This window comes from Coleofasciculus sp. D1-CHI-01 (genome assembly GCF_040218875.1).
In the GTDB taxonomy this organism is placed as follows: domain Bacteria; phylum Cyanobacteriota; class Cyanobacteriia; order Cyanobacteriales; family Coleofasciculaceae; genus Coleofasciculus.
Window position 1 is genome coordinate 1 of the sequence record NZ_JAVJQP010000057.1, and the last position, 14,828, is coordinate 14,828.

The 14,828-nt window shown below is 41.8% G+C and carries 12 protein-coding genes and 1 pseudogene; 5 read left to right on the top strand and 8 right to left on the bottom strand.

Annotation, left to right across the window (positions count from 1 at the left end; all coding sequences use genetic code 11):
* From RIB93_RS11030 to RIB93_RS11050, 5 genes and pseudogenes are all read right to left on the bottom strand, one after another.
* Window positions 1-396 (bottom strand): annotated as a pseudogene (locus RIB93_RS11030) (IS1634 family transposase); the annotation flags it as partial.
* 235 nt (window positions 397-631) lie between these two features.
* Window positions 632-2,350, bottom strand: a complete 1,719-nt coding sequence (locus RIB93_RS11035) for an adenylate/guanylate cyclase domain-containing protein (protein WP_446372830.1) — start codon at window positions 2,348-2,350, stop codon at window positions 632-634.
* 350 nt (window positions 2,351-2,700) lie between these two features.
* Window positions 2,701-5,409 (bottom strand): ATP-binding protein, encoded by a 2,709-nt coding sequence (locus RIB93_RS11040; protein WP_446372831.1) that lies wholly within the window; start codon window positions 5,407-5,409, stop codon window positions 2,701-2,703.
* 34 nt (window positions 5,410-5,443) lie between these two features.
* Window positions 5,444-5,842, bottom strand: a complete 399-nt coding sequence (locus tag RIB93_RS11045) for a response regulator (RefSeq protein WP_446372832.1) — start codon at window positions 5,840-5,842, stop codon at window positions 5,444-5,446.
* A 54-nt stretch (window positions 5,843-5,896) separates the two neighbouring features.
* Window positions 5,897-7,414 carry a GAF domain-containing sensor histidine kinase gene (locus RIB93_RS11050; RefSeq protein ID WP_446372833.1) on the bottom strand — a complete coding sequence of 506 codons (1,518 nt, stop codon included), beginning with the start codon at window positions 7,412-7,414 and terminating at the stop codon, window positions 5,897-5,899.
* A 544-nt stretch (window positions 7,415-7,958) separates the two neighbouring features.
* Here RIB93_RS11050 and RIB93_RS11055 point away from each other — a divergent pair.
* Window positions 7,959-8,156, top strand: a complete 198-nt coding sequence (locus tag RIB93_RS11055; protein ID WP_446372834.1) for a hypothetical protein — start codon at window positions 7,959-7,961, stop codon at window positions 8,154-8,156.
* Window positions 8,157-8,265: 109 nt separating this feature from the next.
* On the opposite strand, the gene RIB93_RS11060 is transcribed toward RIB93_RS11055, so the two are convergent.
* Complete coding sequence (locus RIB93_RS11060; protein WP_446372835.1) at window positions 8,266-9,276, bottom strand: 3'(2'),5'-bisphosphate nucleotidase; 1,011 nt, start codon at window positions 9,274-9,276, stop codon at window positions 8,266-8,268.
* Between the two features lie 319 nt (window positions 9,277-9,595).
* Entirely contained in the window at window positions 9,596-10,765 is a 1,170-nt protein-coding gene (locus RIB93_RS11065) for an AI-2E family transporter (protein WP_446372836.1), read from the bottom strand.
* 439 nt (window positions 10,766-11,204) lie between these two features.
* On the opposite strand from RIB93_RS11065, the gene speD reads away from it, so the two are divergent.
* On the top strand, window positions 11,205-11,603 hold the full coding sequence (speD, locus tag RIB93_RS11070) for an adenosylmethionine decarboxylase (protein ID WP_446372837.1): 399 nt from the start codon (window positions 11,205-11,207) through the stop codon (window positions 11,601-11,603).
* Between the two features lie 147 nt (window positions 11,604-11,750).
* Entirely contained in the window at window positions 11,751-11,900 is a 150-nt protein-coding gene (locus RIB93_RS11075) for a hypothetical protein (protein ID WP_446372838.1), read from the top strand.
* Between the two features lie 18 nt (window positions 11,901-11,918).
* Here the strand turns inward: RIB93_RS11075 and RIB93_RS11080 are convergent, their stop codons facing one another.
* A complete protein-coding gene (locus tag RIB93_RS11080; protein WP_446372839.1) occupies window positions 11,919-12,782 on the bottom strand; it encodes a TlyA family RNA methyltransferase in 864 nt (287 codons plus the stop codon).
* A 184-nt stretch (window positions 12,783-12,966) separates the two neighbouring features.
* Between RIB93_RS11080 and RIB93_RS11085 the strand changes: the two genes are divergently transcribed.
* Together RIB93_RS11085 and RIB93_RS11090 are read left to right on the top strand one after the other, a co-directional pair.
* Window positions 12,967-13,467: a hypothetical protein gene (locus RIB93_RS11085; RefSeq protein ID WP_446372840.1), complete on the top strand. Its 501-nt coding sequence runs from the start codon at window positions 12,967-12,969 to the stop codon at window positions 13,465-13,467.
* A 268-nt stretch (window positions 13,468-13,735) separates the two neighbouring features.
* Complete coding sequence (locus RIB93_RS11090; protein WP_446372841.1) at window positions 13,736-14,812, top strand: WD40 repeat domain-containing protein; 1,077 nt, start codon at window positions 13,736-13,738, stop codon at window positions 14,810-14,812.
* The last annotated feature ends 16 nt before the right edge of the window (window positions 14,813-14,828 follow it).

Genomic DNA, 14,828 nt, shown 5'->3' on the forward strand with positions numbered 1-14,828 from the left:
CTCCTATACTGGATAGTTTGGTCGCTTCTTGTAATCCTCTCGCTGTAGCTAATTTCGACTTAGGGGCAATAATCCGCGCCGCTATCATCGATAGCACTAATCGTCTATTACGTGTGTTTTCGCTGCTAATGATTGAGTCTAGCCAATTTTTTTTATCGTTCCTAGCACAGCAGCGACGTGACCGTGAGGGCGAGAATGAACTATGTTAAACGTCTACTCGATGTCTTCAATCGCGTTGGCACCTTTGAGGAGAAGTTTTAAACCGACTACCGCCTCATCCGGCAATTAGGACAGGTTAGCTAGAGTCCGTTTCCGCACTTTCTTTCCTTCGCGGGAAGATTCGCGAAGTAATACGGCGGGTGGGGAATTTCTATTCGGAACACGTTCGATGTACATGACTACAATTGTCTCACAGATTTTTCCCCAAGAGTATTAAGAAAATCTTAAATATACATGGGTACGAATTGAGAGGAGTAATTGGCTCAAACGCTTACATAGTCGGGCTTTCGACTTCTATCACCAATCGGGATGGGGGGAACTTCAGCTTAATTGTGACTTTAGGAAAATGCTACAACCATTACCTGACAAGGCTTCTTAGCTTCCCCTCACCACCACACTTATTCAGCAGCCCCTACTTATCAGATTGACAGCGCCGCAGATAGAGTTGAGCAACAGTATCTCTAGGATTCATTTCCAAAACAACTTCAAAGTGTTGAGCGGCTTGTTGCATTTGTCGCTGATAGTAAAACAACACCCCCTGCTCAAACATTGTTTTCGTCGCTAACTTACTTTGTTTAATAGGAGGCTCATCGCCATCAAAGACTTCAAAAACTGCCACGGCTTTTGATTTTCCCTTTACTTTTACCTGCTCAATGAAGCGAAGATTATACTCGGTGGGATTTTGTAAACGTGCCAAGGTGTAATGGGTCATGAACAGCGATACGCCATACTTTTTGGTTAGATTTTCCAGCCGAGAGGCTAAATTTACATGATCACTAATGACAGTAGTATCCATGCGGTATCGTCCGCCAACGGTTCCCAGCATTAAAGAACCTGTGTTGATGCCAATGCCAATTTTCAGGGGTAGATATCCCGATTTCACCCGATTTTTATTATACTTAGCTAACCGTTGCAACATAGAAATTCCCGCGCAGAGAGCATCATCGGCACTGCCACTAAATAACGCCATAATCCCATCCCCCATATATTTATCAATAAATCCCTGATGTTCAATAATCGCCGGTTCCATCTTGTAAAGATAAGCGTTGATAAACTTAAAATTATCTTCAGGCGTCATCGTTTCAGACAGGGTAGTAAAGTTCCGAATATCAGAAAATAAAACCGACATCTCCTGCTCCACTTCATCGCCTAATTGGATATCAATAATACTGTCTTTCTCTAAAAGCTGAAGAAATTGACGGGGGACAAAGCGGGATAATGATTCATTCAGTTGAATCAGTTCCGCTTCGGCTTTTTGGCGCAAGTGCAGTTCCTGATAAACATCGCTAATATCTCGACCTTCGATAATCAGATATTCAACGATACCACTCTCATCAAGAATGGGTTTTATTGAGAAATCAATCGTGGCGGTGCGATTGTCAGCCCCCAAAATATCGATTTCATAGCGGATAAATTCACCACCAACCGCTTTTTTAAACGCTAATTTGACCTGAGCTTGGGTTTGGGGGGAAACAGTCCACCAGTAACAGTCCCACAATGGCTTACCCACCACGTCTTCTAACTGCAATCCGCCAAAATCTAAGGCGGTTTGGTTGGTTTCTAAGAGAATACCCTCAACCGAGAGCATTCCGGTAAACTGAAATGTCTGATTAAAAATTGCCCGAAACTTACGTTCACTCGCACTGAGTAACTGCACCGATTCCGCTAACTCCTGATTCAAACGCTGACATTGAACATTTTGTTCTGCCAGCTCTTTTGCCTGGAGATAACTGTTGACGGCTTCTACAACTGTTAATCTTAGGTCTTCAGTTTCCCAAGGTTTAGCAATATAACGATATAATTTTGCATACTTAATTGCCCGTCCCACGGCTTCTAGATTAGCTTGTCCAGTCAGCATAATTTTGAGGGTTTTGGGAGAAAGGACATGAACATGCTTTAATAGCTCATCTCCCTTCATATCTGGCATAATATGGTCGGAAATAATTAAAGGAACTTCATAACCATCCTCTAACAATTCGTCAATTAACTCTAATGCTTCTTCTCCCCCTTCAGCAATTTCAATTATATATTCATTACTTATTGCCTCTTGAAGTTCTGCCCTGAGGCTTTTGAGTATATTTGCTTCATCATCAACACAGATAATGACTGGTTTTTTTTTATCATTAGTCATTGTTTATGGGGTTAAAATTGGGCTAATTATGATTTAAAATATTAATCTAGCTTCAGACAAAGGTTTAAACAAGCAGAAATATACTCCGTTTGGCAAAGTAGATAAAAAAGCTAAATCTAACTAAGTCAAGTGATAGTTAGCTGTCCTACTGTTTTTCTACTATTATAACCGGACTTAGGATAATTTTTTCGTCGTCAACATATAAAATAATGGGTTTGCTCATTTGTCCCTTGTTTTTCATCCTGAGTGTAGATAGCGCGTTACACTAAATTCGCTTGACAATAGCTTTCACAAATTGATTTCTAATACTCCTGCCTACCCCAATTGCTATAGATAATTCCGTATTTCTGCTAAGATTCAATGGGGATAAAAACACTGAATGTCGTTCGACCGGGTTGACTTTCTACAGTTATGCAACCCAAATGTTTGTTAATGATTTTTTGGACAATATCAAGTCCTAATCCACTCCCTTCTCCAGCAGGTTTAGTCGTGAAAAATGGCTCAAATATTTTCCCTTTAATTTCTTCGGGTATACCACAACCACTATCAGTGATGCTAATTTTCGCCTGCTGGTTTTCTTGTGTAACATCAATCGTTAAGGAACCCCGGTTATCCATCGCTTGTAAGGCATTATGGATCAGGTTTATCCACACCTGATTTAGTTCATCGGGATAACAGGATACAGGTGGAATTTCGGCGTAGTTTCGGATTACTTCAACCCCTTGTTTTAGTTGATTTTGATAGAGAGTTAAAACTGTTTCAATTCCCTCAGTAAGATTGACTGTTATCTTTTCTCCAGACTGATCATAACGAGAATAGGTTTTCAGAGCAAATACCACTTTCGCGGCTCGTTCTGTGGAGGTATTAATTGTAGCAGTGCCTCGTTTGAGTTCGGAAAGTTTATAAGCAATTTCTAAGATTTGCAAGCTGTCAGGTCTTTTTAGCAGAGAGATAAAGGGTTCAATCTCGTCAGAAATCCCCATAATCACCAGCCTCTCTGCAATAATATCAGCATCAGTAATGTCCAAATTTTCCAGTTCCCGTCTTAAAGCTCTCTTAAATTTCCGCTCTTCTTTCGTAGAGAAAATTGATTGGTGTTGCAGTGAGCGTTGCAGTAAAGCCAGGAAAATAGCGGCGTCTTCTGTAGAGAGAGATTGAAACAGTGTGGGTAAGTGATTTAGGGTTTGATCTAGGAATTTGGCAATATTTCCGGCAGAGGAACGAATAGCTCCTAAAGGAGTATTAATTTCATGAGCAACGCCTGCAATGAGTTGACCCAAAGCTGCCATTTTTTCTTTTTGAATCAGTTCATCTTGAGTTGTTTTGAGTTCTTCGAGGGCTTGGGCGAGTTCCTGAGTTCGTTCAGCAACCTGAGTTTCTAACGTGCGATTGTAGTCCGCTAAAAGCTTCTCGGCTTCTTTGCGTTTGGTAATGTCTTGAAAGGCAGCAATAGCATAAATGATTTTACCCTGTTCATCGAAAATAGGTGTTGTGGAAACTTCTAAGGGAAGGATTTTATCGGGTTGATGTACTTCTAAATCATCTAGGTAAATCGTTTTTCCTTGTAACGCATTAACAATAGGTAGAGATTCTATCGGGTAAAGTTGATTGGTATTGGCTTGATAAATTTTATACGCTTGACTGAGGTTCTCTTTTTTGGCTTCTAAATGAGAAGTAATCCCTAATAATTTTTGTCCAGTCTGGTTCAAATAGCAGATCTGACCATTAGTTTCATGAACAGTAACACCTACAGGTATAGCTTCTAGGAATTGTCTTAACCGATTTTCGTTTTCTTCTAAGGTTTGAAAATAGACTTGTAATTGAGCAGCCATTTTATTAAAAGAACGTGCCAATTGCCCTAATTCATCTTCTCGGTTAATGGTGACAGTTTTATTAAATTCTCCTTGAGCAATTTTTTGGGAAATTTGGTTAAGTTGTATAATCGGTTTTGTTACCCAAAGTGTGGAAATGAATCCAATCACTGTTGCCAATATTAAGGCTAATATACAAAGAAAAATTGTTTGACGTTTACTCGCATTGATTTCTTTCAAAAAATCAGACTCAGCGACAACGACTACAACAAACCAGTTCAATCCAAATTGATCTCTATAAGGACTGACTTGTAGGAAATATTTTTGATTGTCAATCACTATAGTTTCAACAATTAAACCATTGATGGTGTTATTGCTATTTAATAAATTATTGGAAATATATAAAGCCGTTTTTCGAGTTATTGCATCTTGACTATGAATAGCCAACACTCTTTCTAATTGGTCTTGATTAGCTTTTGCCAACTCTTCTAAAGTAGAGGTAGCAACCAAATACCCTGATTCATCAACAATAAAACTTTGACCAGTCTGTCCAATTTTTAATTGTTGTAAAAAGTCACTAATAGCCGTCAAATAAAAACTACTATTAATAACGCCTTGAAGATTACCCTGAGCATCATAAACGGGTTGTACGGCTGCTAAGGTTAAACCTTTTGTATCTAATTGAGGAAAAATATCACTCCAAACTTCTGTTTTTGCTTCTACTGGTTTTGTATACCAAGGTCTAATCGTTGGATTATAATCTTTACTAATATTGATAGGCTTGATATATTTTCCTGTTTTATTCACCTCATAAGTGTGTAAATTATAATTAGTGGCAGTATTTGATTTCATAACTACTAATTGTTCATTAGCCCGTAATTCCACTCCAATAAAGTCCTTAGCTTGACTACCAAATACTATGCTGGTAACATTATCAAAAATTTGCAATTGCTGCAAAAAATATCGCTCTATTTTCTGAGTGTTTTCTAAATCAAAAGCTTGTAAATTTAACAAGGTTTTATTGGCTTGATTTATTTTATGAGGCAAGGTCAAGTGATTTGAGATATTGTCTTTAATATGATCATTGCTTTTTTCTATTAATTGATTAGCTAAATTGTTAACTGATTTTTGTCCATTTTTAAAAGACAAATAACCCACTAATCCTACTGCACCAAGAATTTGGAGTACAAAGGGTACAATAAGAACTATCCGTAAGGGAAGTTTGTTAATAATAGAACCATAGCTCATAGATCATTTTTCGCTAGTTAATTTCATCCTGACCTTAGTCAAGTTGGGCTAAACTTGATTTGAGAGTTTCTATTAATTCAGCCTCAGACCAAGGTTTAAATAAGCAGCAATGGAGTTTTGCTTCTTCTTTTGCTCGTTGAATGGCTGCTTCATCGGCTTGACCTGTGAGCATAATTTTAATGACGTTAGGAAATTGCTGATGCACTTTGATCAGAAACTCATCTCCCTTCATCCCAGGCATTAACCAATCCGAGACAATAATAATAATTGGCATTTCATCATCAATGAGTTCATCAATTACTTCTAAAGCCTCATCAGCATCTTCCGCTACTTCATAAGCGTAGACATTGCCAAATGCCTCCATGAGTTGCGTTCTCAGACTTTGTAAAATGTCTTTTTCGTCGTCAACACATAAAATAATCGGTTTGGTCATTTTTCATTCATCCTTAGTCATTGGTCATTAGTTCTTAGTATCAGTAGGAGGTTACTACTCAGACTGCATTGGGATAAAAACATTGAATCTTGTCCAACCAATCTGGCTTTCTACAGTCATGTGACCAGAATGTTTGTCAATAATTTTTTTTACAATATCCAATCCCAAGCCACTGCCTTGTCCAGCCGGTTTAGTGGTAAAAAATGGTTCAAATATTTTCGATTTGATTTCTTCGGGTATCCCAGAGCCACTATCGGTAATACTAATTTTAGCCTCCTGGTTCACTTGAGTGACATCAATGGTTAATGTGCCTCGGTTATCCATCGCTTGTAAGGCATTATGGATAAGATTTGTCCACACCTGATTTAGTTCATCGGCATAACAGGATACGGGGGGAATGTCGGTATAGTTTCGGATTAGTTTAACCCCTTGTTTGAGTTGATTGTGATAGAGGGTTAAAACCGTTTCAATCCCCTCAGTCAGGTTCACTATTATCTTTTCTCCCGATTGGTCATAGCGAGAATAGGTTTTCAAAGCAAACACTACTTTCGAGGCTCGATCTGTGGAAGTATTAATCGTAGCTGTGCCTCGTTTAAGTTCAGACAGTTTATAGGCAATTTCTAAGATTTTACAACTATCCGGTCTTTGTAACAAGGGCATCAAGCTGGCAATTTCATCCGTAATTCCCATAATCACCAGCCTCTCGGCAATAATATCGGCATCAGCAATGTCCAAGTTTTCCAGTTCGCGTCTTAAGGCCCTCTTAAATTTACGCTCTTCTTTCGTGGAGAATGTTGATTGGTGTTGCAGTGAGCGTTGCAGTAAGGCGAAGAAACTGGCTGAGTTTTCTGTTGAGAGGGATTGAAACAGTGTGGGTAACTGTTCTAGGGTTTGGTCTAGGAATTTGGCAATAGTTCCGGCAGAGGAGCGAATAGCTCCTAGGGGGGTATTGATTTCATGGGCAATCCCTGCAATTAACTGTCCCAAAGCTGCCATTTTTTCTTTTTGTATCAGTTCGTCTTGGATTGTTTTGACTTCTTCAAGTGCTTGGGCGAGTGCTTGGGTGCGTTCGGTTACTTTTTGTTCAAGCTTGTTGTAGAGTTTAGCATTATCAATGGCGATCGCAGCTTGTCCAGATAAGAGTTGTATGACTTCTAATCTATCAGGAGTAAAAGCGCCTGTGGTGAGATTATTTTCCAGATAGACAATACCACTAAGTTGACCTTGATTGATCAGTGGCGTACATAAAATGGATTTGGTTTGATTCACTTTGATATACGGATCATTAGTAAATTTTCCCTGTTGTGCAGCTTCCTTCTCAACAATAGTTTCTTTAGTACGGGTGACATAGTGAATAATAGATGTGGGTAAATGTTTCTCAAGAGGAATGGACTGTAAAACTGTAACGTTGCCAGAATCCACATTGCCAGACGCTTCAATTACCCATTCTCCTATTTTCTTTAAAAGAATAAACCCGGTTTGCGCCCCAGCATTTTCAAGGAGAACTTTCATTAAGTTGCTGAGTAATTTGTCTAGCATAGTTTTGCCGGAAATGGCGGGTGATGCTTTCATAGCGCTGGCTAAATCTAAGGATGTGTGGGGCTGAATTTATTATCCTGATAGTGACATAAAGATCACAGATTGGCATCTATAAAACCTGTGATGCTTTAGATAAGCGGGGTTGCAGCTATAAAGAGAGTTAGCAAAATCTTGTGACTCAGATTACTGTCACTGGCGCAATCGTGACGTTCATCGACACCCTGTAAATATTCGCGATCGCTGCCGATATGTCCCTGACGCTTTATTGGGTATTATATAAGGATTCAGCTTTATTTTGCTCTGATTATAACGATAATTAAACAAAACTATAGTAATACACAGGTATTACATGTACGATGAAATACATGGCTTGCTGTTAGGCTAACCTTGAACCCCAGACTCTGCACGTCAAATTGTAAGTAGGTTGGTGGAAATAAACTCAACCATGTTAAGTTATGTTAACAAACCTCAAACCCATTGAGGTTAGGACAATAAAATTAGGTGAAAAGGCAACAGGCAACAGGCAACAGGGGAATGTCCTAACGTATCCCGGTAGTGCTATACATTTAAATTGGGAATGGGTAGTGAGCAAGAGGCTCAATGTAGTGAGCAAGATGCTCAATGTAGTGAGCAAGATGCTCAATGTAGTGAGCAAGATGCTCAATGTAGTGAGCAAGATGCTCAATGTAGTGAGCAAGATGCTCAATGTAGTGAGCAAGATGCTCACACTACGTCAAGGATTTCGCGATTATTGACATTAAGATTTAAATGCTGAACAGCTTATATTTCTGGGTTCGTGTTGCCAAGCTACCCAATAGGCGTAATCATTACATATTACAACTGTGGGTTACAGCCTTGGAGTCCTGAAGCCTTCTTTTGTTAGATTAGGGTATGAATTTGGATGTCTCAGAGGCTTGAATCTCCTGTGCTACGGCGGCTAACACCACATCATGAATCGCCCCATTACTGGCAATAATCCCCTGATTATTGAAAAGCTTAGTTCCACAGGCAAAGTCTAAGGGTTTACCATACATATCGGTGACTCGTCCCCCGGCTTCTTCCAAGACAACGACACCAGCCGCATGATCCCATATATTTTGCCGTTTTGAGGATTCCAGCGGAAACGGTAAGCGGATGTAGAGATCGGCTTCCCCTCGTGCAATAATGCCGTATTTGACCATGGAATCAATCTGTAGGGAAGGGGTGATAAAACCAAGGGATTGAGTGATAGCGGCTTGCAATTCGGGGTTCCCATGAGACGATTCTACACTTTTGACTAATCGGAGAGACTCGATGCGATCGCACTCATTGACACGGATTGTCTGAGGTTGACCTCCAGCTAGGGGGATTAGGGTTGTCCCTTGTTCTTTGACTCCGACAAACAGAACGCCGCGATCGCCATCCGGTTGGTTAGGATGAATCGGGATAGCCGGACATCCTAACACCCCCAGTTTCACCTCACCGTCTTCAATTAACGCTAAGGCGATCGCGTAATTGTCACCCCGGACATAACCTTTTGTCCCATCAATCGGATCAAGTGTCCAATAGCGATCTGCCACTTGACCCGTACCCCGATCAATCCAGGTGATAATCGTTTCCGGTGTCGCCTCAGCAATCTGGTTTTTAACATAATGAGTCACCCCTGTCAACTGTTGCGTCATCGCCGGTTGTCGCAACAAGCTAGAGTTTTCCTCTCCCACGATGGAATCACGGGGAAATGCCTCTGCTAATACCCGACATATAACCGCTTGTGTACCAAAATCAGCCACAGTCACCGGAGAGCGATCGGGTTTGGTTAGGGTTAAGGAACCCTCTTCCTGACGTACTTGTTCACATAATTGAGCCGCAGCCGTTACAGCTTGGATAGCAACTTGTTTTTCTCGCTGGTAGGACATGGTTTATGCTGAGATCCTATCTTGACCCCGTTAGTATAGAGGTTGTTCGCTCTAAATAGGTTAAGGTGAATGTCGCTGACCTTAAGAAGAATGTCACTGACTTAAGCGTTTGTAGTGAGCGCTGTCTTCGCTTTGAGGCACGCTTCGTGCCGACTACGAACTCATATTATTTCAGGGCTATTCACCTTAAGAAGCCTGCCAATAAATTTCTTATCTTGGAGCTAAAGCAAGAATCGAGCTTACTAAGTAAGCCTTTGAACCCGTTTTAACGGGTTTAAGCTTTTAGCCCCAACTTTAGTTGAGGGCTTAACGAGCGTGCTTAAATTGTCTCTGATTGTTCCATTCCCTGAGTGTCTTGACTAGAACTGTCAGAATCAGCATCGGTATTAGCAGCAATACCCAAAGTATTCTGAGATTTTTTTTCATTCAAAGGATTGGAGAAAAAATCTCCCGTCTGAGGCGGTAACGTGGGGTCAAGTACAATTTCCGCTAAACTTTTCACCACACCCGTCACCGGAATCGCCAGAATGACGCCCAAGATTCCGCCAATTTTCGCCCCCAATAACAAAGACGTTAGAATAATCACGGGTGATAAACCCGTTAAATTGCCCATAATTCGGGGAGCAATTAAATTATCTTTGACCTGTTGCAAGGCGACAGATACTCCCAAGACTTCCAAGGCTAGCCACCAATCAATAAATGCGACAACAATGACCACGGTAGCAATTCCCAGAGTGGCACCAACAAAGGGAATAATCTCCATAAAGCCGATAAAAACAGCAAACAGCAGAAAAAACGGCACTTGTAATAAACGGAAGCCCAAGGTTAATGTTGTTGCCATAAATAACCCCAGCAAGAGTTGACCCGATACAAACCGCTGAAGATTGCGTCGCAGTGCTTGAGTTAATCCATAACGGATTTTGGCAGAGACAATACTGGTAATACCGCGCCATAGTCGTTCACCATCAATGAGCATGTAAAACGAAAGGACGAGGACTAAAATTAAGTCGATAAACCAGCTAAATGTCCCGACAACTAAGCCCAAACCCGTTGACGCGATCGCTTCGGCTTGAGCTTGAATACGTGCTAACATTTGAGATCCTAAAATTCGCACATCAAAGGGCAAATTATGTTCCACACTCCACGCTTGAAAGTCCACCAATTGCTGTTGACCTTGATCGAGTAATTCGGGAAAACGAGTCACTAATTGCCGTCCTTGATTAAATACGGGTGGTGCTAGGGTGAGGGCAATGAAGATAACAAAAACCGCCGCGACTAAATAAACCAAAATCGCCGCCACTGTTCGAGGTAAGAAGGGTCGCAGTACCCGAACGGCATAGTTGAGCAAAAATGCAATCAGAGACGCCGTGAGCAAAATACTAATGATTTCGCCCACATAACTCAGCGCACTCAGCGTGACCCAACCTGTTACTAACACCAGCAACCATGTGATTAGAATTTTTTGAATCGGTGAAAATATAGAATTCATCGCAGTTTTCTGGTTAGCAGTTTGCTCTATGTTATAACTTAAGCGGGTCATGCTTAAGATGGATAATTTTAGGAGTAGATTGTGATATAAGTTTTAAAGCAAAATTATTTGGCGGCATAGAACCAAGTTCAATGATCTCGGAAATCGGGGTTATTTGCTCCAAGGGATAATTTATTTGTTACCCTAATCAATAGAGCGACTTAGCTGTAGCGACTAGTCCCCCTAGGCGGAAGTCAGGAGTCATGTATAGACGCAATATCTGGCGTCTGTCAAACTTCTGTTTTGAAGGGTTGGTAAATTTACGCCATGCTGTGCTAAGGAACAAAAGAGTGCCTTGGATTCTGAATCGGGTTAAATCTCTAATGAGTTGAGGACTGAATTGAGTCTATGCTATAAATAGAGTCTTTGAAATCTTATTGGGTGGAGTAGATCGAGTAGAATGAAACAAGTGGGAACTCATCTGGTCGTTGACGCATGGGAAGCGCCTGAAGACCTTCTCAATGATCCTGAGGGAATTCGCCGCGCCTTAATTGATGCGATTTCTGTTGGAGAAGGAACTCTAATTGATTTATGTGTACACCAGTTTAGTCCCCACGGAGTCACGGCGACAGCGACATTGGCGGAGTCTCATATTGCCATCCATACCTGGCCCGAACATGGCTATTTTGCCGCTGATTTATTTTTTTGCGGCTGTGGTAAGCCAAAAGAAGCCATGAAACTGCTACAAACAGCGCTCCAAGCTAAACGGGTGCGGATGAGGGAAATTGCACGCGGTTTTGAGAATATACCGGACATTCAGGAGCGAATTGAACAGTTGTCGAGCGCAGTCCCCAACTAAAATCTCCGATTTAGTTGGGGTCTGTTCAAGAGTCAGTTTATCAGATGGTGAATTGACCTCATCCCCCACTATAACCGGTTAGATTGAGTGGGGGATTCCAAACCTGGCAACACAGAGCAAGGTAGAGTCACCCTGGAGGAAAAAAGCATGTTCGAGACAATTATTGTGTTTGTCTTGGGTTTGACCCCCCCAGTGCTTTCGATATGGGTGATGCATCGAGCGAAGGAACAAGCGCAAATCCGGTTAAGAAACTCGATTCAAGCATTTCCTTTAACTGAACGACAAAACCCGCCCTGATCCCCAGATAAATTGGATTCAAGGTTTCTCTCGAAAGTAAGCGGTAGCCAATTGAGTGATGTCTTGAATTTCACTTAAATCAGGACTCTGAATTTGACTATCCATTCCTAGCCAGAGCAGATATTCAATATTACCCGCAGGACCTGTAATAGGTGACCAGGTTAAGCCTTGATAGACCCAACCTAAATCCTGGGCGGCTGGTAAAATTTGTGCGATCGCGCCAGCTTGATCTTTAGGATCGCGCACTACGCCCTTTTTGCCAACCCGTTCTCGTCCCACTTCAAACTGTGGCTTCACCAGTAACACCACCTCACGCGGCGCTTGTAGCAGGTTCCACAAGGCTTCTAGGATTTTTGTCAGGGAAATAAACGACACATCGACAACCCCTAAATCTGGATAAATCTCCTCCTTGTCCTCCTCATCTATTCCGAGGGGTTCTCCATATAAATCAGCAGGTTGTAAATAGCGTAAATTCGTGCGTTCCTTCAAAATCACCCGGTGATCATTTCGCAATGTCCAAGCCACTTGTCCATACCCCACATCAACACCGTAAACCCGTTTTGCCCCCTTTTGCAGTAAGCAGTCGGTAAAGCCTCCCGTGGAAATACCGCCATCTAAGCAAATACGTCCGGCTACCGCTATACCAAACTCGTCTAAGGCTTTGACTAACTTTTCCCCACCTCTAGAAACATAAGGGGATTTTTGATTAATTTTAATCTCGGCGGTTGTGTCTATTTCAGTTCCCGGTTTATCAACAAGCTGCTGATTAACCCGCACTTCTCCCGCCCGAATCAGCCGTTGTGCCTGTTGTCGGGATTCGCATAAGTTAAGATCTACTAATAAGGTATCTAGTCGTTGTTTCAAGCGTCTAATCGATCGCATTTGGGAATGTTTTTCGTAAAATATTGTAGGAACTAATCTGAGAGTTTAATGCCTATATATTACCCAACATAACTATATCTGACTATATTGTTATTGAAACTTTACAATACCTCATTGCATAAGTCCCTGACAGTGAGAGATACAACCCAGTATTAGATATCGATCTGCTGCTGTCAGGTGAGCTATGCATCCAACTAACGATCCTTCTGCTTATTCCACAACCCACTCTCCTTGTACCTCTGTTCCCCTTGATTTGTTCAAAAGTGGACAGTTGCTGGCGATTAAACCTGACTGTCGGGGAGGCTTAATTATCCAAAAACGGTTTTATGCTGATTTTGTCGGTTCCGGTGCTGCTGTGGGAAGTAGTTTTGATGTTGATTGTACGTCAGTGTATGCCATTGGGGAGGTTGAATTTTATGCACCTGCCACATACACTGAACGCCAGCAAGCGTTTCAGAAACGCCGGGAATATTGCGAAACGTTACAATCAATTGTGGTCAGACCTGCTCCCCTCGATCGCGCCACGACCATCTTGCATCAATTATCTCTCTGGTTAGATGCTAAGCTGATTTCCGAAATTCCCTCGGCTTGGATTGCCGAGTTAGCCGGAGTATTGACAAAGACTATAATGATTATTCGCCAACCACGTCCAACTAATCCTGCGGAAAGATTAAATATTCATTAAATTTCTCAGCCAGATTATTTAATTTAACCCAAAAGTATGAGGTAGATTGATCCATTCCAAGTGATCATGGCATCATTACCGTAGTTTGGGAGTTTCGCCATGCCTGGATTCTCTGTAAGTTGTACCCTCTCCGAATTAATTTCTTTGATTTTTTGTGCTGTTGTTGGCACGGGAATAATATTTATGGGATACTTTTTGGCATTATCTGTCGTCTAAGGGAACAATCTCACCCATTCCGGTGGGATGGTGTTGTTCTCAAGGGTTAACTATGAGTCGTCGGTCAAGTTCTTATGCGGTTATCGTCACACTGACGGTTATAACTGTACTGTCAGTTATCGTAACCAATGTGCCGCGATCGCTCTCTGTATCCCCAAATCCTGGCAATGCTACTCTCATCGCCGCTACGCCGACTCAACCATGGCAAGATGCCAAATTATTGCGTAATATTAAGGGACATGCAGATGCCGTAGGTGCGATCGCGATTAGCCAAGATGGAAAACTTCTGGCTACGGGTAGCGATGATCAAACGATTAAACTCTGGAACCTAAATACAGGTCAACCATTGCGGACGCTTTCTGGACATTCGGATCAAATTACTGCCCTCGCGATGAGTCCAAATGGAGAACTATTGGTGAGTGGAGGGGGTATTGAGGACGGTTCCATTAAACTCTGGAATCTGGAAACAGGTGACTTGATTAAGACTCTCCAAAAGAAAGAAGGGATGATTCCATCTTTGGCAATTAGTCCAGACGGACAAATTCTAGCGAGTGGAAGGAGAGGAGAAGGATTAGGGTTTGTTTCGGAAATCGCCCTTTGGGATTTAGAAACAGGCGAACAACTGCTTCAGTTTGAGATTGAAAATTTAACCCTATCTCTTGCGTTTAGTCCCAATGGAGAACTCCTTGTCAGTGGTTCTGAGGACGGTACCATTCATCTATGGAATTGGCAGAGTGGAGAAATCCAGCATATCCTCCAGCATCCTCAGTCTTTAAGAGCATTGGCGTTTAATCAGGATGGAAAAGTTCTGGTGAGTGAGAGTTTTTCTGAAACCATTAATGTTTGGAATCCCGAAACTGGGGAATTAGTTTCGACACCAGTGGAAAATCCTAAACCTGTGTTTGTCAATGCCTTGGCGTTGCATCCGTCGGGTAACATTTTAGCTAGTGCGTTAGGTCCTTATGGCAGATTAGGGTTATGGAATCTGGAATCGGGTGAGTTGATGACGATGTTGGAAGGGTTTTCGGGTTCGATTTTCTCCCTCAGCTTTAGTCATGATGGACAGATATTGGTGAGTGGGAGTAATGATGGCGCGATCGCTATTTGGGGAATAGGGAATAGGCAATAGGGAATAGGGAATAGGC

Excerpts from the sequence above, each read along its gene's own strand:
- RIB93_RS11050 (WP_446372833.1), bottom strand. The coding sequence starts at position 7,414 with ATGAAAGCATCACCCGCCATTTCCGGCAAAACTATGCTAGACAAATTA.
- RIB93_RS11090 (WP_446372841.1), top strand. The coding sequence starts at position 13,736 with ATGAGTCGTCGGTCAAGTTCTTATGCGGTTATCGTCACACTGACGGTT.
- RIB93_RS11060 (WP_446372835.1), bottom strand. The coding sequence starts at position 9,276 with ATGTCCTACCAGCGAGAAAAACAAGTTGCTATCCAAGCTGTAACGGCT.
- RIB93_RS11065 (WP_446372836.1), bottom strand. The coding sequence starts at position 10,765 with ATGAATTCTATATTTTCACCGATTCAAAAAATTCTAATCACATGGTTG.
- RIB93_RS11080 (WP_446372839.1), bottom strand. The coding sequence starts at position 12,782 with ATGCGATCGATTAGACGCTTGAAACAACGACTAGATACCTTATTAGTA.
- RIB93_RS11035 (WP_446372830.1), bottom strand. The coding sequence starts at position 2,350 with ATGACTAATGATAAAAAAAAACCAGTCATTATCTGTGTTGATGATGAA.
- RIB93_RS11055 (WP_446372834.1), top strand. The coding sequence starts at position 7,959 with ATGGGTAGTGAGCAAGAGGCTCAATGTAGTGAGCAAGATGCTCAATGT.
- RIB93_RS11045 (WP_446372832.1), bottom strand. The coding sequence starts at position 5,842 with ATGACCAAACCGATTATTTTATGTGTTGACGACGAAAAAGACATTTTA.
- RIB93_RS11040 (WP_446372831.1), bottom strand. The coding sequence starts at position 5,409 with ATGAGCTATGGTTCTATTATTAACAAACTTCCCTTACGGATAGTTCTT.
- speD (WP_446372837.1), top strand. The coding sequence starts at position 11,205 with ATGAAACAAGTGGGAACTCATCTGGTCGTTGACGCATGGGAAGCGCCT.
- RIB93_RS11075 (WP_446372838.1), top strand. The coding sequence starts at position 11,751 with ATGTTCGAGACAATTATTGTGTTTGTCTTGGGTTTGACCCCCCCAGTG.
- RIB93_RS11085 (WP_446372840.1), top strand. The coding sequence starts at position 12,967 with ATGCATCCAACTAACGATCCTTCTGCTTATTCCACAACCCACTCTCCT.